The 20985-nt window shown below is 35.4% G+C and carries 18 protein-coding genes; 14 read left to right on the top strand and 4 right to left on the bottom strand.

All coding sequences use genetic code 11. The annotated features are described in order from the left end of the window. Positions 1–1081 (top strand): extracellular catalytic domain type 1 short-chain-length polyhydroxyalkanoate depolymerase (locus RH915_RS04790; RefSeq protein ID WP_310478255.1); only part of this gene is annotated, 1081 nt, incomplete at its 5' end. Between the two features lie 101 nt (positions 1082–1182). On the opposite strand, the gene RH915_RS04785 is transcribed toward RH915_RS04790, so the two are convergent. Together RH915_RS04785 and RH915_RS04780 are read right to left on the bottom strand one after the other, a co-directional pair. Continuing rightward, a complete protein-coding gene (locus tag RH915_RS04785) occupies positions 1183–2772 on the bottom strand; it encodes an ABC-F family ATP-binding cassette domain-containing protein (protein ID WP_310478253.1) in 1590 nt (529 codons plus the stop codon). Positions 2773–2978: 206 nt separating this feature from the next. After that, complete coding sequence (locus tag RH915_RS04780; protein WP_310478251.1) at positions 2979–3113, bottom strand: hypothetical protein; 135 nt, start codon at positions 3111–3113, stop codon at positions 2979–2981. A 342-nt stretch (positions 3114–3455) separates the two neighbouring features. On the opposite strand from RH915_RS04780, the gene pgsB reads away from it, so the two are divergent. The 5 genes from pgsB to RH915_RS04755 all read left to right on the top strand — a co-directional run bounded on the left by pgsB (position 3456) and on the right by RH915_RS04755 (position 10225). Then, positions 3456–4673, top strand: coding sequence for a poly-gamma-glutamate synthase PgsB (pgsB, locus tag RH915_RS04775; protein ID WP_310478250.1), 1218 nt, complete (start codon positions 3456–3458; stop codon positions 4671–4673). 15 nt (positions 4674–4688) lie between these two features. Then, positions 4689–5147, top strand: a complete 459-nt coding sequence (gene pgsC, locus RH915_RS04770; protein ID WP_310478249.1) for a poly-gamma-glutamate biosynthesis protein PgsC — start codon at positions 4689–4691, stop codon at positions 5145–5147. Between the two features lie 12 nt (positions 5148–5159). Next, positions 5160–6308, top strand: a complete 1149-nt coding sequence (locus RH915_RS04765; RefSeq protein WP_310478248.1) for a CapA family protein — start codon at positions 5160–5162, stop codon at positions 6306–6308. A 60-nt stretch (positions 6309–6368) separates the two neighbouring features. Next, the gene (locus RH915_RS04760) at positions 6369–8009 is read left to right on the top strand and encodes a gamma-glutamyltransferase family protein (protein WP_310478246.1); all 1641 of its coding nucleotides are present in this window, start codon (positions 6369–6371) and stop codon (positions 8007–8009) included. A gap of 317 nt (positions 8010–8326) precedes the next feature. Then, complete coding sequence (locus RH915_RS04755) at positions 8327–10225, top strand: ABC-F family ATP-binding cassette domain-containing protein (protein WP_310478245.1); 1899 nt, start codon at positions 8327–8329, stop codon at positions 10223–10225. Between the two features lie 312 nt (positions 10226–10537). Here the strand turns inward: RH915_RS04755 and RH915_RS04750 are convergent, their stop codons facing one another. Together RH915_RS04750 and RH915_RS04745 are read right to left on the bottom strand one after the other, a co-directional pair. Continuing rightward, positions 10538–11557, bottom strand: coding sequence for a branched-chain amino acid aminotransferase (locus RH915_RS04750; RefSeq protein WP_310478244.1), 1020 nt, complete (start codon positions 11555–11557; stop codon positions 10538–10540). 776 nt (positions 11558–12333) lie between these two features. Beyond that, the gene (locus RH915_RS04745; protein ID WP_310478243.1) at positions 12334–13404 is read right to left on the bottom strand and encodes a CAP domain-containing protein; all 1071 of its coding nucleotides are present in this window, start codon (positions 13402–13404) and stop codon (positions 12334–12336) included. 208 nt (positions 13405–13612) lie between these two features. Here RH915_RS04745 and RH915_RS04740 point away from each other — a divergent pair, with 208 nt between their 5' ends. From RH915_RS04740 to RH915_RS04705, 8 genes are all read left to right on the top strand, one after another. Continuing rightward, the gene (locus RH915_RS04740; protein WP_310478242.1) at positions 13613–14530 is read left to right on the top strand and encodes a tetratricopeptide repeat protein; all 918 of its coding nucleotides are present in this window, start codon (positions 13613–13615) and stop codon (positions 14528–14530) included. A gap of 157 nt (positions 14531–14687) precedes the next feature. After that, on the top strand, positions 14688–15803 hold the full coding sequence (locus RH915_RS04735) for a hypothetical protein (RefSeq protein WP_310478241.1): 1116 nt from the start codon (positions 14688–14690) through the stop codon (positions 15801–15803). A 21-nt stretch (positions 15804–15824) separates the two neighbouring features. Next, positions 15825–16883 (top strand): A/G-specific adenine glycosylase, encoded by a 1059-nt coding sequence (gene mutY / locus RH915_RS04730; RefSeq protein WP_310478240.1) that lies wholly within the window; start codon positions 15825–15827, stop codon positions 16881–16883. A gap of 240 nt (positions 16884–17123) precedes the next feature. Next, positions 17124–17423: a DUF2325 domain-containing protein gene (locus RH915_RS04725; RefSeq protein WP_310478239.1), complete on the top strand. Its 300-nt coding sequence runs from the start codon at positions 17124–17126 to the stop codon at positions 17421–17423. Positions 17424–17574: 151 nt separating this feature from the next. Next, on the top strand, positions 17575–18819 hold the full coding sequence (locus RH915_RS04720) for a hypothetical protein (RefSeq protein ID WP_310478238.1): 1245 nt from the start codon (positions 17575–17577) through the stop codon (positions 18817–18819). Between the two features lie 13 nt (positions 18820–18832). Beyond that, positions 18833–19678 (top strand): cytochrome c biogenesis CcdA family protein, encoded by an 846-nt coding sequence (locus tag RH915_RS04715; RefSeq protein WP_310478236.1) that lies wholly within the window; start codon positions 18833–18835, stop codon positions 19676–19678. 23 nt (positions 19679–19701) lie between these two features. Further along, complete coding sequence (locus RH915_RS04710) at positions 19702–20001, top strand: hypothetical protein (protein WP_310478235.1); 300 nt, start codon at positions 19702–19704, stop codon at positions 19999–20001. Positions 20002–20297: 296 nt separating this feature from the next. Further along, positions 20298–20985, top strand: a 688-nt coding sequence (locus RH915_RS04705; RefSeq protein WP_310478234.1) for an extracellular catalytic domain type 1 short-chain-length polyhydroxyalkanoate depolymerase, incomplete at its 3' end; no start/stop codon positions are given.

Raw genomic sequence — 20985 nt, 5'->3', positions numbered from 1 at the left:
TGCAGGTATGGTAAACCATGTAAAATCAAACTTCTCAATTGATGATGATAGTGTATACGTTGCTGGTTTATCAGCAGGAGCAGCAATGAGTACAATTATGGGGGTTACATACCCAGACATCTTTAGTGGTGTTGCATCTGCTGCAGGCTTAGAGTACAAAGCAGCAGTAAGTATGACAGGTGCATTTACAGCTATGAGCTCCGGTGGTCCTAGTCCTACAACTCAAGGGGATTTAGCATACCAAGAAATGCAAAAAAGCACACCTAGAGTAATGCCAACAATTGTATTCCAAGGGACTCAAGATTTTACAGTAGCAGAAGTAAATGCTCATCAAACTATAGAGCAATGGGCAAGAACAAATGATTTAGTTGTTGGAGGAAATGGATCTATAAATGCAACAGCAGATACAACAGAACAAGGTCAAGTACCAGGTGGCAGATCTTTTACAGCATATGGTTACAATGACAGCGAAGGTAACACTGTAATGGAAAAATGGATGGTAGATGGAATGGGCCATGATTGGTCAGGTGGAAGTACAGCAGGAAGCTACACAGATCCAAATGGACCAGATATGTCTTTAATCATATGGAATTTCTTTAATGGAACTTCTTCACAACCAACAGATCCAGTAGATCCAGTAGATCCAGATCCAGATCCAGAAGATCCAGAAGATCCAGTTAACTATGAAAGTGAATATGGAACAGCAACAGAGCATTATGTTGCAGGTAGGTTAGATGTAACTGGTTATAATGAAATGGGAGCAAAATATGGATATGGAACATCTTTCTGGCTTTACAGGGTAGAAGGATCATCAACTTGGACTGATGAAGCTCCTGAAGGAGCAGAGCCTGATCCAGTTGATCCAACAGATCCGGAAGATCCAACGGATCCAGAAGACCCAACAGATCCAGAACCACCTTCATATGAAGTTGCAACAGGAACAGCAACAGAGCACTATGTTGCAGGAAGGTTAGACTATGCTGGTTACTTAGAAATGGGAACTAAATACGGATACATGGCATCTTTCAATCTTTATAGATTAGAAGGAACAAATACTTGGACTGACATAGCCCCAGAGTAACACTCAAATAAAGACATAGGTGAAATACTCGCCTATGTCTTTATAATTAGAAAAAACCCATGCCATAATATTAAGCACGGGTTAACATGAGTAGTTAAATTTTATCCATTCACTTTTTCTAAATACTCATCATAGGTCATATGGTAATCAGCAACACCATTTGGTGAAACTTCGATAATTCGATTTGCAACTGTTTGCATGAATTGGTGATCGTGGGATGTAAATAGTAAATTACTACTGAAGTCCCTAAGACCATTATTAAGCGCTGTAATAGATTCTAAGTCTAAGTGATTCGTTGGTTGATCTAAAACAAGCACATTTGCGCTACTTAGCATCATTCTAGATAACATGCAACGTACTTTTTCCCCTCCAGAAAGGACATTTACTTTTTTTAATGCCTCTTCTCCAGAGAAAAGCATTCTTCCAAGAAATCCTCTTAAATAGCTTTCTGTTTTATCTTCAGAGTACTGTCTTAACCAATCCACTAAATCTAAATCTGTGTCATTAAAGAACACTGAGTTATCCTTAGGGAAATAAGCAGTAGATATGGTAATACCCCATTTATAGTGGCCACTGTCTGGCTCCATTTCACCCATCAGTATTTTAAACAATGTAGTATTAACAATTTCATTAGATCCTACAAAAGCGATTTTATCGCCCTTTCCAACGGTAAAGCTAACATTATCAAGAATTTTCTCCCCATCAATGGTTTTACTAATACCCTCTACGGTTAAAATGTCATTACCTACTTCACGCTCTGGTTTAAAGGCAACATAAGGGTATCGCCTTGATGAAGGCTGAATATCCTCAACATTAATTTTATCTAATAATTTTTTACGGGAAGTTGCCTGCTTAGATTTAGATGCGTTGGCACTAAATCGAGCAATAAATTCTTGTAATTGTTTAATCTTTTCTTCTTTTTTCTTGTTTTGATCCTTCATCATTTGTAGGGCTAATTGACTAGATTCATACCAGAAGTCATAGTTACCAACAAATAATTTAATTTTTCCAAAGTCCACGTCAGCCATATGGGTACATACTTTATTTAAGAAGTATCGATCATGGGAAACAACAATAACCGTACCATCAAAGTTTATTAGAAATTCCTCTAACCAGTTAATTGATTTAATGTCCAAGTGGTTTGTTGGCTCATCAAGAATAAGAATTCCTGGTTTTCCAAACAAAGCTTGTGCAAGGAGTACTTTCACTTTTTCAGATCCTTGAAGATCCTTTACTTTTTTATCGTGAAGTTCAGTACCAATACCTAACCCCTGTAGTAAAGAAGAAGCTTCAGACTCTGCTTCCCATCCATCTAATTCAGCAAATTCACCTTCTAATTCAGAGGCTTTAATACCATCTTCATCAGAAAAGTCTGGCTTAGCATAAAGCGCATCCTTTTCCTGCATAATTTCATAAAGACGTGCATTACCCATAATAACCGTTGTCAATACAGTAAAATCATCATATTGATAATGATCCTGCTTTAAAACTGACATACGCACATCAGAAGCAATACTTACTTCTCCAGAGTTTGCTTCAATTTCACCGGATAAAATTTTAAGAAATGTACTTTTACCAGCACCATTTGCGCCAATTACACCATAACAATTCCCCGGTGTAAACTTTAAATTAACATCTTCAAAAAGCTTTTTATCCCCATACCTTAAGCTTAAGTTCGTAACTGTAATCATTTAAAAACCTTCCTCTACTCTATTATAATTTTAATTATCTACTTATATATACACCTCGCGATATTATACCACAAATACATATAAAATTCACTAGGCAAGGAATTAATTTACTTCTATCCCGCTTTTGATTTTACTTTCCACTTTCCAACTTATCACCATAGTAGAACGATTGTTAAACAATGGTTGAACGATGGTTTAACAACCGTTTAACTACGGTTTAACAACCGCTCAACAATTGTTAAACTCTTTCCAACTTTCCAACTGTCATACTGAACAAAGGGAAGTATCCCACTTTTGACTTTATCTCTTCCTTTCCACTTTCCAACTTTCCAACCTTCCAACTTATCACCATAGTAGAACGATCGTTAAACAATGGTTGAACAATGATTGAACAATGGTTAAGCAATGGTTTAACAATGGTTTAACAACCGTTTAACTACAGTTTAACAACTGCTCAACAACCGATTAACTATTGTTAAAACTCTTTCCAACTTTCCAACTAACCAACTTTAACATTCCGTTTATTTCCTCTTTTAACATAAATGTAGCAATGACACGCTAATGGATAGGCACTATAATAAGTCATATAAGTTGATATATTTATGTAAACTATTTAGTCATACTTTTGTATGCAGCGAATTTGAGTTTATTAGGGTTAATAAAACTCGATTAGGGAGGATATCATGGGAATCATATTACTTTTTGTAGCAATTATTTTGATTCTAGGATACAGGCAGAAAAAGCAGCATAGAAGAAACTTAAAGCAAATACCTTTAAGACTTAACATTAATGGTGTTCGGGGAAAATCTACAGCAACCCGGTTAACCACAGCTATATTGCAGGAGGCTGGAATAAAAGCTATTGGAAAAACAACTGGGACTGCGGCGATGATGAACTATTGGTTCACGGACGTAGAGAAACCAATTTTAAGAGGAAAGCAAGGACCAAACATTGGCGAACAAATTAAAGTAGTTGCCGAAGCTGCCTCAATGAAAGCCGAAGCCCTAGTAAGTGAATGTATGGCTGTTCAACCGGACTATCAAATTATTTTTCAAAACGAAATGGTACAAGCCAATTTAGGTGTTATTGTTAATGTGCTTGAAGATCATATGGAAGTACTTGGACCGACTTTAGATGAAGTAGCAGAAGCCTTTTTAGCAACAATACCCTACAAAGGCAAGCTAGTTGTTACAGAAGGTCCATATTTAGAATACTTTAAAAAAGTTGCAAAAGAGCGTGAAACGGAAGTTTTTGTAGCGAAAACAGAAAATGTATCAGAGGAATATTTAAGAAAGTTTGATTACATTCTTTTTCCAGAGAACGTTGCCATTGGGTTAGCCGTAGCAGAAGCCTTAGGAATCGATGAAAGTGTAGCCCTGCAAGGCATGCTAAACGCAAAGCCGGATCCAGGCGCCCTAAAAATTATGGGATTAGGAAATATGTATACACCATCTTACTTTGTAAATGGATTTGCAGCCAATGATGCCGCATCTACACTAAGTATTTGGAATCGAGTGGAACAATTGGGATACACCCAAAACAATGCAGTTGTTATAATGAACTGTCGTTACGATCGAGTAGATCGAACAGAACAGTTTGCAAAGGATGTATTGCCCTACATTAAAGCAAAGGCATTAGTAGTTATTGGTGGAACAACTCGTCCAATCATTAAGGCTTTTGAAGAAGGGAATATACCTATTGATAAAATCCATAGTCTGGAAGGCAAATCTGCCCCAGAGATTATGAAAGTACTAAAAGAATATTTTTCAGACCACGTTATTTTTGGGATTGGAAATATTCACGGTGTCGGAGAGCCACTAGTAGAATTACTAGAAGAAGATAGACATCATCAAAAAGAATCAACGGACACATTACACGAAAAAGGTCAATTAATTGGCTAAAGGGAGGAAAATACTGTGGTAACAGATTTATATATTGCAATTGTTATTGGTACGATACTGAGTTTGTTATTTGTTGAAATTACAGGCATAACTCCAGCAGGATTGATTGTACCTGGTTATATGGCACTTGTACTAGATCAACCAATTTTTGTTTTAGTAGTGTTTGCCATTAGTGTGTTGACTTATATTTTTGTAAAGAAAGTTTTATCTAAACACATTATTTTATACGGTAGAAGAAAATTTACAGCAATGTTAATTACAGCTATTTTATTAAAGATTGGGTTTGATTTACTCTATCCATATATTCCATTAGCACCTTTTCAAGCTGCAGAGCTTAGAGGGATTGGTATCGTAGTACCTGGATTAATTGCAAATACAATTGATCGACAAGGAATGATATTAACCTTAGGAAGCTCACTTTTATTGAGTGGGATTACTTTTGTCGCAATGATGGCATATTATGTAATCCTATAGAGGAGGCAAATAATGAATAAGAAGCTAACGATAAAAGAGAAATTTCTAAAAATAAAAAAGCGTCATAGAAAAAACACAAATTGGCATGTGAGTATGACATTAGTAGTCACCCTAGTTCTTATGGTGACTTTCAATCTGTTTACAAGTGCATCTCCAAAAATAATAACAGTAAATAACGATGATACACTACTGTCCTTAACAATGGTAGGAGACATCCAATTAGGGCACTTTATTGAACGGGAAGGAAATCGTAAAGGATTTAATCAAGTATTTAGTAATGTTGCTGATTTATTAAACAAATCTGACTATGTTACAGGAACAATGGAAAACGCCGATAATACAACAGTAGGGCAGTCTCGAGAATTTTTAAAGGCGCTACAATCCGCTAATTTTCAAAATATAAATCTAGGAACCAACTCCATGACCATAGAAAATACGAAAGAGGCGATATCTTCACTAAATACGGTAGGTCTTGATTATGTAGGTATTGGTAGTGATATCCTTGATGCGCAGAATATTTTATATCAGGACATTAACGGTGTAAGGGTTGCAACTTTAGGATTTAATCAACTTGGAGGAAACTACGCAGGGAGAACCAACCCAGGAACATTACCAGCTTTACCAAATATTTTTATGCCCTTAATGAGAGAAGCGAATGAAAATGCTGATTTGGTTGTTGTGCATGTACATTGGGGAGATGAGTTTGCGTCAAGACCAAATGATCGTCAAATTCAGCTTGCTGAACAGCTTACTGACTTAGGAGCAGATATAATTATTGGGAATAACCCTAATGTAATTCAACCTATGGAAATGATCGGAGATACCCTTGTATTCTATAGTTTGGGGAATTTTATATACGAACAAACTTTCTCCACTCGAAAAGAAGGAGTTATAGCAAAGCTTGATATTGACAATAATGGTAATGGACGATTAGAATTAATTCCTACGTGGTTAAATGAAGGTAAACCGACTCCTTTAACAGGACGTTTAGATTTTTACAGAAGAAACCGGGTTATTAAAGGAATTACTAGAGATTTAAATAAAGAAGCATGGACAGTGGAAGACAATAAGGTGATTATTCAACTAGGAGATATGTATGAAATTTCTCAAGAAAATGAGTTGAATTTAGATAACGACAATGGCTTAGATTATGAAATGTAACTTAACCAGTTGAGAAAATTAAGTAGTTAAATTGTATTATAAGAATGGAGGCCACGAAAAATGGCGTCAAAAAAGATAATAAGGGGAATCATATTTTTAGTTGTCATCGTGGCACTAGGAGTCTTTTTATACTTTCAAGGCTATTTTAATGGGATTCCAAATGAAGGAAAACAAAATGAAGACGTGGGAGTAAAAACACATTATGGGGTAAGTGCAGGACACCCTATCGCTGTAGACGTGGGCATGGAAGTACTAAGCCGAGGAGGAAATGCCGCAGACGCAGCAATTGCTGTTTCCTATGTATTAGGGGTCGTAGAGCCCTACGCATCAGGTATAGGCGGTGGTGGTGTCATGTTAGTACATCCAGGAGAAGGTGAAGAAACCTCAGTTTTTGACTATCGGGAGGTTATGCCTTATTCGAGCACTATGCTTAGAAGTCACGTTGGTGTGCCTGGTTTTGTAAAAGGAATGGAAGAAATTCATCAAGCCCATGGTTCATTACCCATGGAGGAGCTAATAGCACCGGCAATTGAATTAGCAGAACAGGGTTTTGGTATTAATGTAGTGTTAAGTAATAGAATTAGTGATGCTTATCATAAACTACCAAGAAGTCAACTTCCTCATTTTTTTCCTAACGGACAAGCTTTAGGTGCCAATGAGGTACTTATTCAAGAAGCGTTAGCCCAAACCCTAAGAATAATTCAAGAGCAGGGTGCAGAAGCATTTTATAGTGGACAAATTGGTCAGACCATCGCCAATAGAATAGGCAGCATAGAACTGTCAGATCTGAATAACTATGAAGTAATACAAAGTGAAGCAATAAGTGCACCATATAGAGGATATGATGTAATAACTGCCCCAGCTCCTTTAGCTGGTATTACATTAATTCAGATGCTGCAAATGGCTGAGGTTTTAGAACTGAATGAAATAGACTATACAAATGCCCAGTCAGTCCACCTGTATAATGAGATTACAAAAAGAGCTTATCAGGATCGAATTAGCCATATTGCTGATCCAGATTATCATAACGTACCCGTAGAATTGTTACTTAGTCCAAAGCAAATTCAAAGTCATGCGGAAGACATTTCATATGATCGTGCATCTACGGGCTTTACAATGTACGACACACCAGCAGATGAAGATGATGGGCATAATAACACCACTCATTTTGTGATTGTAGATGGGGACGGGATGATGATTTCAGCAACGCATACACTTTCTCACTTTTTTGGATCAGGTGTTTATATAGATGGCTTTTTTATAAATAATCAGCTATATAATTTTAGCACTACGCCAGGATCGCCTAATTACCCTGAACCTGGAAAAAGAACCAGAAGCTTTATTGCTCCTGTAATTCTTGAAAAAGAAGGGGTACCTGTTTTAGGGATTGGTACACCAGGAGGACGACACATTCCCGAGGCATTAGGGCAAGTAATGATTAATTTAGTTAATAATGAAAAAAATATACAGAATAAAATTGATTTACCTCGATTTTTAAACCGAGATGATGCCATATACGTAGAAGCAACTATTCCCCGAGAGGAAAGAAATAGATTAAGAGAGTTAGGGTATATAGTTGTAGAGTTCAGATCCGAGCACTTATATGGCGGAGTACATGGATTATATGTAGACCCTGATAATGGTAGAATATATGACGGTGGTGACCCTAGAAGAGGTGGCGCATCCCAGGCTAGAAATTAACAGCGATGATAGTCGCTGTTTTTTTATTTAGAAATTAGTTCTAGTTGGAAGTACAAAGAGTTTTAACAATCGTTGAGCAGTTGTTGAACGGTTGTTCAACCATTGTTCAACCATTGCTTAGCCATCGTTAAACCACTGTTGGACCATCGTTCAACCACTGTTCAACCATCGTTCAACCATTGCTTAGCTATCGTTTTACTATCGTTTAACAATCGTTCCAAAAATCTGTGTTTTAATTTTTGTGATTCTTTTCAGAATACACTATAATAGATATAAGACTGAAGTAATTTTATTCAAGAAAAAAGGAGTACAAAAAGATGAATCTTTTAAGTGCAGAAAATATAAGCAAAAGTTATAGTGAAAAAACGCTTTTAAATAATGTCAGCTTTGGTATTAACCAAGGAGACAAGATTGGAATCATTGGTATTAACGGTACAGGTAAAACAACACTGTTAAAAATTACAGCAGAAGTCGAAGTCCCCGACGCAGGCAGAGTGATCCGTAATAATAACCTTGTCCTGGAATATTTACCCCAAAATCCAAACTTCGACTTAGATGCAACTGTATTAGAGCAGGTCTTTCGATCTAATTCAAAATTAATGGGGTTAATTAAAGAATACACCCAGCTAAGTCAAAGTGGTCAGGCTTCTAGTGATAGGATGATTAAGCTAACGCAAGAAATCGATGCACTAGGGGGTTGGACATTAGAGAGTGAAGCGAAAGCAGTGCTTACCAAGCTAGGAATTACAGATTTTGAAGCAAAAATAGGGGCGCTTTCAGGAGGACAAAAAAAGCGTGTGGCATTGGCCTCTGCTTTAGTGAATCCTTCCGAGCTACTAATCCTGGATGAGCCAACAAACCATTTAGACAGTGATATAATCGATTGGTTAGAGCAATATTTAAACAAAAGAAAAGGTGCACTACTTATGATTACCCACGATCGTTATTTTCTTGACCGGGTGGTAAATAGAATTATTGAAATTGATAAAGGAAATTTGTATGAATATACAGGAAATTATAGTGAATTTTTAGAAAAGAAGTTTGAGCGAGAGCAAATGGTTGCAGTACATGAAAAGAAACGACAAGACATGTACAAAAAAGAACTCGCCTGGATTAGAAAAGGGGCAAAAGCCCGAACAACAAAACAAAAAGCAAGAATAGAACGATTTGAAGCACTTCAGGATGGACAGGTTCAAACCGAAGATGATAGGATGAATATTTCAGTAGGCAGCAGTCGCCTAGGGAAAAAAGTAATAGAACTACACAATATAACCAAAACATATGATAATAAAGTAGTATTAAATGATTTTAATTATGTCGTTTTAAGAAATGATCGTGTTGGTATAGTGGGTCCTAATGGTAGTGGAAAGTCGACCTTGATGAACATTATAAAAGGAGATTTAAAACCTAGCAGTGGACAAGTCGAGGTAGGAGAAACCGTAAAGATTGGACTGTACTCCCAGGAGACCTATCACATGGATGATTCTCTAAGAGTCATTGACTATATAAAAGAAGTGGCAGAGTACATTACAACCGCAGAAGGAGATAAAATAACTGCATCTCAAATGTTAGAAAGATTTCTATTTCCTTCCCATATGCAGTGGACATTTATAGAAAAACTTTCTGGAGGAGAAAAAAGAAGACTACATTTACTAAGGGTCTTAATGGGTGCACCAAATGTATTGCTACTAGATGAACCAACCAACGACTTAGATACCGAAACCCTGACGATCCTTGAGGATTATATAGATGAATTTCCTGGCGCAGTAATTACTGTATCCCATGACCGATATTTTCTGGATAAAATAACAGAAAAGATTTTTGCAATAGAAGAAAAGGGAAAAGTGAAACAATATCCGGGGAATTACTCAGACTACCAAAGAATGAAAAAAGAATCTGAAAAAATTACTGAACAGAAAAATAGCAATAAAAAAACAACAAGTAATCAATCCTGGAAACAAGAAAAAGAAAAGCCATTAAAGTTTACATTTAAAGAGCAAAAGGAATACGATGAAATAGATGATGTAATAGCAGAGGTAGAGGCTAATCTTGAAACCCATGAACAAAAGATTAATCAAGCTGGGGCGGATCATGTGCTGCTACAACAACTAACGGAAGAAAAAGAAATTTTAGAAGCACAGCTTGATGAAAAAATGCAGCGATGGGTGTACTTAAATGATTTAGCTGAGAAAATTGAACAACAAAGAACGAAGTAGAGATTAAATATTAACAAAAGCCTTGGGGCAGAAATTGAAATTTGGGGATAACCAACTTAAAAATTGATGTAAATGTGGGTAAAAAAGAAAACTTCTTTATATAAAGAAGTTTTCTTTTACTTGAGGAAATTACATAATTACATTATTAAAGGTTTTCATAGAATAAATAGACAAAATGTTACCTGAGGTCGCGCCTCATTTGTTGACTTGTATCATTGAATTTAAAACAAAAAAACAAGTCGACAAATTCGAAGCAGGGAAGGTATATTTTTTATATTTATTCGTTTAAATTTAGTTATGTAATTTCCTCACTTATTTCACTTTTACAATCCAACCTTCAGGACCTTTAACATCTCCAAATTGAATACCATAAAGGGTATCATAGAGCTTTTTCGTTACTGGTCCAACTTCCGTTTCACTATGAAACACATGTAATTTACCTTTATGGTGAATACCACCAATAGGGGTAATAACTGCAGCAGTACCACAAGCACCAGCTTCCGCAAACTCATCCAAATGATCTACTAGTACATCTCTTTCCTCAACTTCCATACCTAAATACTCAGAGGCAATATGCATTAAAGAGTATTTCGTAATACTCGGTAAAATAGAAGGGGACTGAGGCGTTATAAACTTATTATCTTTCGTTATTCCGAAAAAGTTAGCTGCCCCAACTTCTTCAATTTTTGTGTGCGTTGCAGGATCTAAGTAAATACAGTCTGCAAATCCTTGTTTGACTGCAAGCTCATGAGGATACAAACTAGCTGCATAGTTACCTCCAACCTTTGCTTCCCCAGTACCATAAGGAGCTGCCCGATCATACTCAGAAATAATAAAGTTAACAGGTGTTAAGCCACCTTTAAAGTATGGACCAACGGGTAAACAAAACACACAGAATAAAAACTCAGGAGCAGGCTTTACGCCGATATTATCTCCAACCCCAATTAAAAATGGTCTAAGGTAAAGTGTTGCACCAGAACCATACGGGGGTACAAAGTGTTCATTAGCTTTAACAACTTGTTTACAGGCGTCAATGAACTTTTCCTCAGGAACATCCGGCATTAACACCCTGCGCGCACTCCTGTTGATTCTTTTCGCATTTTCATCTGGTCTAAATAGTTGAATAGAACCATCCTTTGTTCTATAAGCTTTAAGTCCTTCAAAGCATTGTTGACCATAATGAAGCGCCGTAGAAGCTTCACTAATTGTTAAATTGTTATCTTTAACTAATTCACCATTGTCCCATTGTCCGTCTTTCCATTTAGAGATATAACGATAATCCGTTTTAATATAAGAAAAACCTAGATTTTCCCAATCAATATTTAATGACATTTTATTAACCCCCTAAAGTATATTTGTGAGCGTATTATTATTTTATTCTTAGTGAGGAAATTGCATAATTTCATTATTAAAGGTGTTCATAGAATAAATAAAAAAATGTTACCCGAGGTCGCGCCTCATTTGTTGACTTGTATCATTGTATTTATAATGAAAAAACAAGTTAACAAATTCGAAGCAGGGAAGGTATATTTTTTATATTTATTCGCCTAAATTTAGTTATGTAATTTCCTCAAGTATATAATGCTTAATTATTATTGTAGCAAACATTAAGAAATGATAGAAGTATAAATACACACAAATTATTTAAATTTTTAGAAAATTCGTGTGTATTTACGTATTTGCAAACTTGTGACTTCACTGTCGGTCAGTGCAACAGTTGTTAGTTGGTTAGTGGTTAGTTGGTTAGGACATTCGCAAACCTTAGAACCGAGATCCTTCACTTCGCTCAGGATGACACACTCTCTTCGCTGCTTGTCATTCTGAGCGAAAGCGAAGAATCTCAGACCCTAAAGTCAAACCCGAGATGTATCACTAGGTCAGAATAACAAGTAAATCTAGAGTCAAACCCGAGATCCTTCGTTACACTCAGGATGACATACTCTCTTCGCTTGTCATTCCTCTCTGTGTAAGCGACTGACACAAAACTTCTTTTTGGTCATCTGCTTGCACGCTGTGTAAGCGACTGGCACGAAACTTCTCTTCGGCCATCTGCTTATGAGCGAAAGCGAAGAATCTCAACCCCTAAAGCATCACCCTTAGCCTTTGTATTACTGTGGCTTACTTATAAACATTTGTGTGTAAACATATCCATACCTTGGACTAGGCTTAACACCAATACCAATATGGGTAAAGTCAGGGCTTAAAATATTTCTTCTATGACCACTACTATTCATTAAAGAAGTATGGGCATTTTGAACATTATTATTCCCGGCTAAGTTTTCACCGGCATGTAAATAACTTATACCAAAGTCATCTAACATATCAAAAGGACTACCATAGGTAGGTGAGTTATGACTAAAGTAATCATGATCAACCATATCCTGTGATTTAACCCTAGCGACTCTTGTAACGTCTAAATCTACTTCTAGGGCAGGTAAGTTATTACGTTCTCTTTCTTGATTAACAAGTTCCACCATTTGACTTTCTTGATCGGTTAAATCACGAAGAGGCCCATCTGCAGTTCTAGGAGGCTGCTCTGGTGTTGGCTCATCCCGAGGCGGTGTTATATCCGGCTGTCCTGGGGATAAATCCTCGGCTGGTGGCGTTTCCACTTCTGGTTGATCCGGTTCATCAACATCTGTTCCCGGGGGAGCAGGTGTATCTGGTTCTGTAATTGGCTGCAAAGTATCATCTTGTTCATCTGGTATAGGTGTCTCAGGTTCTGGATCCGCTGGAGGCGCTGGTGTTTCTTGTACATCATCTCCAGTAGGCGGATCAACAGGTGTTGGGATACGTACCGGTTGCTCTGGTGTCAAATCTGCTTTTTGTCGCTCTCGCACAATTGGTTGTGCATCAAATATTGGTATAGCACCAATTTGATGATTGTCTAATTCTATTGCATACCAATCACCAAATTCATCCAGCACACGAACAATTTCATCCTGGTCAAGTGTGCCAATTGTATCAAAACGATTACCAAATCCTGATTTTACATCAATTTTATCAGAAAGAATCCTAGTGTATCGAACCGGTGCTATTTTAAAAATAGAAGAGTGGTTTGTTTCTAACTCCTCCTGCATGCCTTGTCTATTATCAGGTACTTCATCAGTACCAGTACATGCAGAAAAAATAAACATGGAGAAAATGATTGTAGCGATAATCCATTTTCTTTTCTTCATACGAATAACCTCCTAAATATTTAAGTAAAATTATTTATGATTTTAAACATATTTAGTATTTGCTTTTAAAGTACATATATATTAGCATTATTGTAAAGTAGTTTTTGGAAAAAAAGGAATGAACATGTTATAAAGCAAAATTTGAATAAAAAACAAGTGTTTTCATCATACTTGTAGCAAAAGAGGTTAAGCAACGAAAGGATAAGATATGAAAGAACAAAATTATATGACATCAAATTATAAAATAATTGGAAACAAATTTAAAGAAGAAAAAAAATTACATAAAGCCCTTCAATTTTATAAAAAGGCATATAAAAGCGATCCTGAACAAAAAGATAATGAGCTACTTTTAGATATGGGTCTAATTTATGATGAATTAGAAGATTACTCCGCTGCTAAGGAGAAGTATATAGAAGTAATTGAAAATAATCCAGAGGATCCTAGAGGATACTATAGTCTTGCAATGACATATGATAATCTTAAGGAATACGATAAAGCAATTAAATACTATAAAAAAGCAATTGAACTAGACCCAGATTATGATCGGGCATATTTTTTTCTAGCCAATACTTATGATGAAATGGGAGAAAAAAGAAAAGCAATTGCTTATTATTTAAAAGCCATAGACGCAAATCCTCTATACTTTTGGGCCTATGTGAATACCGGATGCATCTATGAAGAGTTAGATGAAAATGAACAAGCCCGTGTTATGATAGAAAAAGCCCTTTGTATTAAGCCGGAAAACTATAAGGCTTTATTCAATATGGCAGTTATTTTAAACAAACTAGATCGTAAAGAAGAAGCAATCGATTTTTATTTAAAGACCATAGACCAAAATCCAAAGTTTGCTTTTAGCTATTTAAATGTAGCGATTATATACAAAGAAAAGGAGCGCTATGAAAAAGCAATACAAGCGCTTACTTCAGGAATTAAATATAACAAAAATGTGTCAGTGCTGTATTATAACCGGGCCTGTTTATATACAATTACAAAGGATTTTGAACAAGCCATAGATGATCTAGAGAGTAGCTTTAAATTAAATCCTGGACTTAGAGAGTATGGTAAAATGGATGAAGAATTAAGACCGCTACATCATTTAGCGCTATTTACGCAAAAAAATCATTAGAATTTCTATTGAGAAGTCTAGAGAATGTGATGCTTCACTAATTTCTAGACTTCTTGTAGTTAAAGTTTCAAAGTATTACATTATTTGCAACTATAATTCCATCATTCAGTCTTATATAATTAAGTTATAGACTAGTTAAAACAAAGGACTGAATAGAATGAAGAATAGGATAAGCTTATTAACAAAAATAGTGGCTGTTATATTACTAGGATCAGTAAGTTTGTGGACATTTTTTTTAATTAATAATAATAATGATGATGAGTCTGTTACAATGGAAAGCTTTGAGAATATAAAAAGCGATACAAGCGATAAAACTGAGATTTTGATAGCGTCTCAAGAAGTTGATGTAAAAGAAGAAATAGATGCAAAAGAAGAAATAGATGAAATAGATGAAAAAGAAATAGATGAAGAAGAAATGGAAATCGATGAGCAAAAATATGAACCAGAACAGGAAACCTCCGTGGTAGAGCGTGAAACTTCTAATGAAACAAAAGAACAGACTGCAAAAAAGAAAATAGTCAAAAAACAAGCACCACCAACCGAGGTTGAACAGGTAGCCCCTGAAGAGCAATCAAAAGAAGAAACGGTTAATGAAGAAAATGCAGACAAACCCTTTACGAAAGTAGAAGTAGACCAACAATTGAATACATACGTATTAAGGGAAATAGAAAAGTATAATGGAAGCTATCCTTATTTACTTAATGAAGATTATGATAACTACAATGGGGTAACAGAAACAATATACTTTAATAATCAGAAACTTTTAAGAGCCCATCCTAGCGGTAATAGAGCAAGTCATTGCTCTGGAATTACTTTTGAAGTGTTTTTTAATGCGATGCAGGCTAGAAATAAGGCATTAGGCATACCAATAGAAGATTTTAATGGTATGAATAGAGACCAATTATTTGATTTTATTTTGCACTGGTATGCCGCCCAAGGACCAAAATCACAAAGCAATATTGTGGTAGCAGTTGAAAAGTACGGTGTTGGTCTAGGTGTTAATAGACTAGAGGATGCCAGAACAGGTGACTTTATAGACTTTAGTCGAGAAAATAATACAGGACATACAGCGGTATTTATGGATTGGGTGCGAGAAGGAAATAAAATCGTTGGATTTAGATACTGGTCTAGTCAAGGAACAACCAATGGCATCTCATATAATACGGAATATTTTAATGTTACTAGAGCTAATGGTAGAAGAGGTATCGTTATAAAAGACCAATTGTATATTGCGAGAATACATCCAGTAAGTAAGTATAGACCCTTTAATTAAAGTTTAGTGAGGCGTGTTGTAGTGGAAAAAACAAATATAGTATTCATACAAAAGAATTTAGTAGAATGGTTTAGAAAAAACCAGCGAGTTTTACCTTGGAGACAAACAAAAAATCCCTATTATATTTGGATATCAGAAATTATGCTTCAACAAACAAAAGTTGATACAGTGATAGATTATTATAATTACTTTATCACTAAATTTCCTACTGTAGAGGATCTTGCCCAAGCAAAAGAAGAAGATGTACTAAAGGTATGGGAAGGGTTGGGGTATTATTCAAGGCCAAAAAATATGATGAAAGCAGCCCGAGTAGTCAAAGAAACTTATGATGGTCAGATGCCAAAGAGTTATAAAGGATTAATTAGCTTACCAGGCATAGGTCCATACACTGCTGGAGCGGTTGCCAGCATTGCCTACAACATAGCAGTCCCTGCAATTGATGGAAATGTTTTAAGAGTATTTTCCCGATTATTTAATATATCGGAGGACATTACCCTAAACAATACAAAGAAAAACTTCGAAATAATAGGCCAAGATGTCGTACCAGTTAACAGCCCAGGAGACTTTAACCAAGGACTTATGGAATTAGGGGCATTAATCTGTGTTCCCAGAAAACCCAGATGCACAGAGTGCCCTTTGACAACTCAGTGTAAAGCCTACGCCCTGAATATACAAACTGTGCTGCCAGTTAAGACAAAAAAGAAAAAGCAAAAAGTACAACCTGTTGAAGTAGGTTTAGTAACCCATGAGGATAAAATATTAATCACAAAGCGACCAACTACAGGTTTATTATCAGATTTATGGGCACTTCCAATAGTTGAGACAGATCAAAATTTAGAGGCAGGGATAAGTATAGGATCAGAACTAGAACACATCTTCAATCTAAAAGTAATAAAGGCAAGACCAATACTACAAGATAAGCACGTATTTACCCACATTAAGTGGGAAATGACCCTTTTCCAAGTAGATATTGAAAAAAGAATCGAAGTAGATTACCCCAAAATGAAATGGGTAACCAAAGAAGCCTTAGAAGAATATCCACTTCCCACAGCCGTGCGAAAACTACTAAAAAATATATAGCGTGGGATTATAAAAGTGCCGAAAGGCACAAACGATAGCTAAGCAATGGTTGAACGATGGTTGAACAATAGTTGAACAACCGTTTAACTACGGTTTAACAATTGTTAAAACCAAGGTTTTAACTCCCTTTCCAACTTTCTACTTTCTACTTTCCAACTTTTATCTTGACATGTCTCATAAAAATTGATATTATCTACTTAATTAAAATGATAATCATTATCAATAAAAAGGAGGTTAAATATGACAGCGTTATTAGTAGGAGCGGATAGACTGGGGAACATACCAAATGCTTTAACAGATTATGGCTTTGAAGACTATATTCATTGGGACGGAAGAAAAAAGAAAATGAGAAGTTTAGCCATACCAACAGAGGTTAACATGATCATTGTTTTCCATGACTTTATTGAACATAACATCACAAAAATCATAAAGCAAAAAGCAAAGCAAATGAACATCCCCTGTGTTTTCAGCAGAAGATCCTGTAGTGACATGGTCTATCAGCTAGAAAAATGTGGAGATTGTACTTTATGTAAAAAATAAAAATAAAATAAAACTTTTAATAACAAGATTTCTTTATAATTAAGGGGTCTTGTTTTTTATTTATAATTTAATAAACAATACCCTTTATGGTATAATGATAAAAAATGTCGAAATTAAATAATTCTAGTAATTCTACAGAGGGGGAAACACTGTGAAAAACAAAAAAAGGATGTACTTAATTTTTGTAATGATTATGCTAACGGCCTTTACAACTATGTCTTTTGGTCTTGAAGCGCCAGAGAAGGGTTTAGTTACAGATATTTCTGGACTACCTCAGTGGACAAATGAAGATTTCATAGAAACTGAAGTGAGAATAGAAGTACTTATTGCTTCTTGGTGTGATGTATGTGCCGAATTAAAGGCTGACTTGCCAGGGCAATTATATACTAGATTCAGTGAAGATGAAGTGGCTATGAGAGTTTGGGACAACGCGGAAAGAGAAGTAATTGACTATTTTGATGAGTTAATGGAAGGAGCAGAAGCGCCTCCTGAACTTTTTGGATTTGTTCCTGTGACTATAATAAATGAACAGTACATCTATGGAGGATACGATAAAAATACCAGAGATATCCTACTAGCTGACATAGAAGCACTTCTAGCAGGAGAAGATCTGCCCTATGGTGGCAATATGACCCTAGATGCCTTTGACGAATTTGGTAACAGGAGAAGTCTAAGAGGTGCAATGCAATCTAGTATCATTGAGCGATTACTAGAAAACCCTACGTCACTCAACTACTATGTAGCTGGACTTGTGGACGCACTAGTGTTTTTAGATATGTTTATACTGTTATTTGCATTTTTGTTCTTTGCAAACATTAAAAAGCAAGGCAATACAAATACATATATAGTTACACTATTTTGGTCTATAGGTACTGTCATAGCCTTAACAGGAAGAAATCTAATAACAAATATCGAGGTATTTGAAAACCTTACCTTAGTAACTAATATTATTTTATATTTAATTATTATTGTTTTTACATATAAAGCATTTTGGTTTTTGTATAGACATGTCTTTTTCGCTGGTAGAAATATAAAGGTAAAGGAAACTAAATTAGAGAAATGGATTAAAAGTATTACAAGTGACAAATATGCGTATTTAACAAGTTTCTTATTGGGTCTGTTATTGGTATTTGGAAGATTAAATGACCCGGAACTTATTTTTAATCAAGAGCAGGTTAAGAATGAGTTGAGCACCCCATCTCTAATAAGCATGGTACTATTCGCATTAGGGATAGTTACACTTTTATTCTTGGTACAGTTAGTGGGTCAAAAAATAAAAGAAAGCCAAGATGATAGAAAAGATGCATCAGTTAGCAAACTTCAGATAGTTGGGTTAATCTTTTATCTTACATTACTAATTGCAACAATAGTACGATTTTTAATCTTTATAGGCTAAGGGGGGGAGAATTTTGAAAGAACGTAAGTTTTCAAAAACTAATTTGATTATCTTAGGAATTCTAGCAGTTATACTAATTGCTATACTAAGCAGTTTGAATTTAGGCAGTTTAATTAGTGGTGTAGAGTCCAATAGTGTATCTTTAAATCTTTTAGTATTTATTATGGCTGGACTAGTAGATGGGATAAATCCCTGTGCTTTATCGATGCTCCTCTTTTTTATGATGACCGCATTGAATATGGATAGAGAAAAAACAAATATTATGTTAATAGGTGTTATGTTTGCTTTAGGAACATTTATTGCTTATTTCTCAGCAGGATTAGGCTTGGTAAGATTGATTCGTTATATAGAAGTCATTAGCTACTTGCCTCCATTAATCTACGGAGTAACTGTGTTGGTTGCTTTTGCTCTTGGAATATGGAACTTTAGAGATGCTTATTACGCAAAAAAGCAAGACCTTAAAAATGTTACCTTGCAACTACCTTCAAAAAATAAAAAGTTTATACATAATATGATAAAAAAAATATCTGTAAACAAATACAAATATCCAATTGCGCTAGCTTTAGGGTTTCTTGTTACCTTGGCAGAACTATTGTGTACAGGGCAAATTTATTTTGCGGCTATGCTAGCCTTGCAGAGTTTTGGGAGTGTTAGTCAGACGTTATACCTAGTTATTTTTAATATTGGTTTCATATTGCCTATATTGATTATTACTTATATAATACACAGAACAAAGGAAATGATGAGTTTTTCTGAAGGTTTACTAAATCGATTATGGCTAATCAAAACGATCACAGGTGTTGTCATGATTGTATTAGGTTTTTACATTTTGAGTGAGTTCTTTAAATATGTACTTTAATGTTTAGTTGGGAGGGTGTACAAATGCCAAGTGAAATGGACTGCTATTGTGCAAAAGTTAAAGTTTTTGATGAAGATCACAACTTAATTAAAGAAGAATTTATAAACAAAATGATTTTAGCAGAATCGGTGTACGAGCAAAAAGGTGAAGAAATACTAGGAAATGGTAGCCCTTGTATGTTAGAAAGAAAGTTAATTGAAAAAAATGTATGCGTTGAAGTGATAAATAAAATAACACCAGAAAAAAAATATGACCGTAAAGAACTACAGTGGTTTTTTGACTGGTATGATTTAGAGGGAACATTTGTATCTTTTTCATACTAATTTATTACATGAAATTAACAATTAATTTATTTAAAATACAAAAATGTAAAAAAATAGTGCACGATATATGTACAAAACACAAATTTCTACAAAATTTGTGTTTTTATTGTTTACAGAAGTCGAATTTGATGCTAAACTAAGGGTGCAAAGTTAAAACATGCCATTGACATGCTAACAAAATCATTGGTGTTCATAATAAACACAAAGAAAATGCAACTTCATCACTTGTTAAAATTGCAGACATTTACTATAGAAGTAAGTGAACTGCATAAAAAAAATAAATGGAGGGATTTACAATGAAAATCAGGAATTCAAGACAGCTTTGTTTGATTTTGGTACTAGCATTAGTAATATCATTATTGCCGCTAGCATCATTTGCAAACACAAGCGGAGGATCATTCACTAACGTATCCTTTAGTGGTAGAACTTATAAATTATTTGTTCCAAATAGCTATGAGGCTGGAACAGATGTGCCATTAATGGTTATGTTACATGGATGTACACAAGATGCAGATCAATTTGCAGCAGGAACAAGAATGAATGATTTAGCAGCAGTTGAAAACTTTATTGTTATGTATCCTGTACAAACTTCTTCTGCAAACTCAAGTCAGTGTTGGAACTGGTTTGAAAGAGCGCACCAACATAGAGGGAGTGGCGAGCCAGCTTTAATCGCAGGAATGGTAAACCAAGTAAAATCAAACTTCTCAATTGATGATGACAGTGTATACGTTGCAGGTTTATCAGCAGGGGCAGCAATGAGTACAATTATGGGGGCTACATACCCAGACATCTTTAGTGGAGTTGGATCTGCTGCAGGACTAGAGTACAAAGCAGCAACAGGTATGACGGGGGCATTTACAGCGATGAGTTCTGGTGGTCCAGACCCAGTAAGACAAGGGGATCTAGCTTATGACGAAATGACAAAAAGCACACCTAGAGTAATGCCAACAATTGTATTCCACGGAACACAAGATTTTACAGTAG

The sequence above is a fragment of the Serpentinicella sp. ANB-PHB4 genome, assembly GCF_031432315.1.
In the GTDB taxonomy this organism is placed as follows: domain Bacteria; phylum Bacillota; class Clostridia; order Peptostreptococcales; family Natronincolaceae; genus Serpentinicella.
This window is presented reverse-complemented; position numbering and strand designations above follow the sequence as displayed.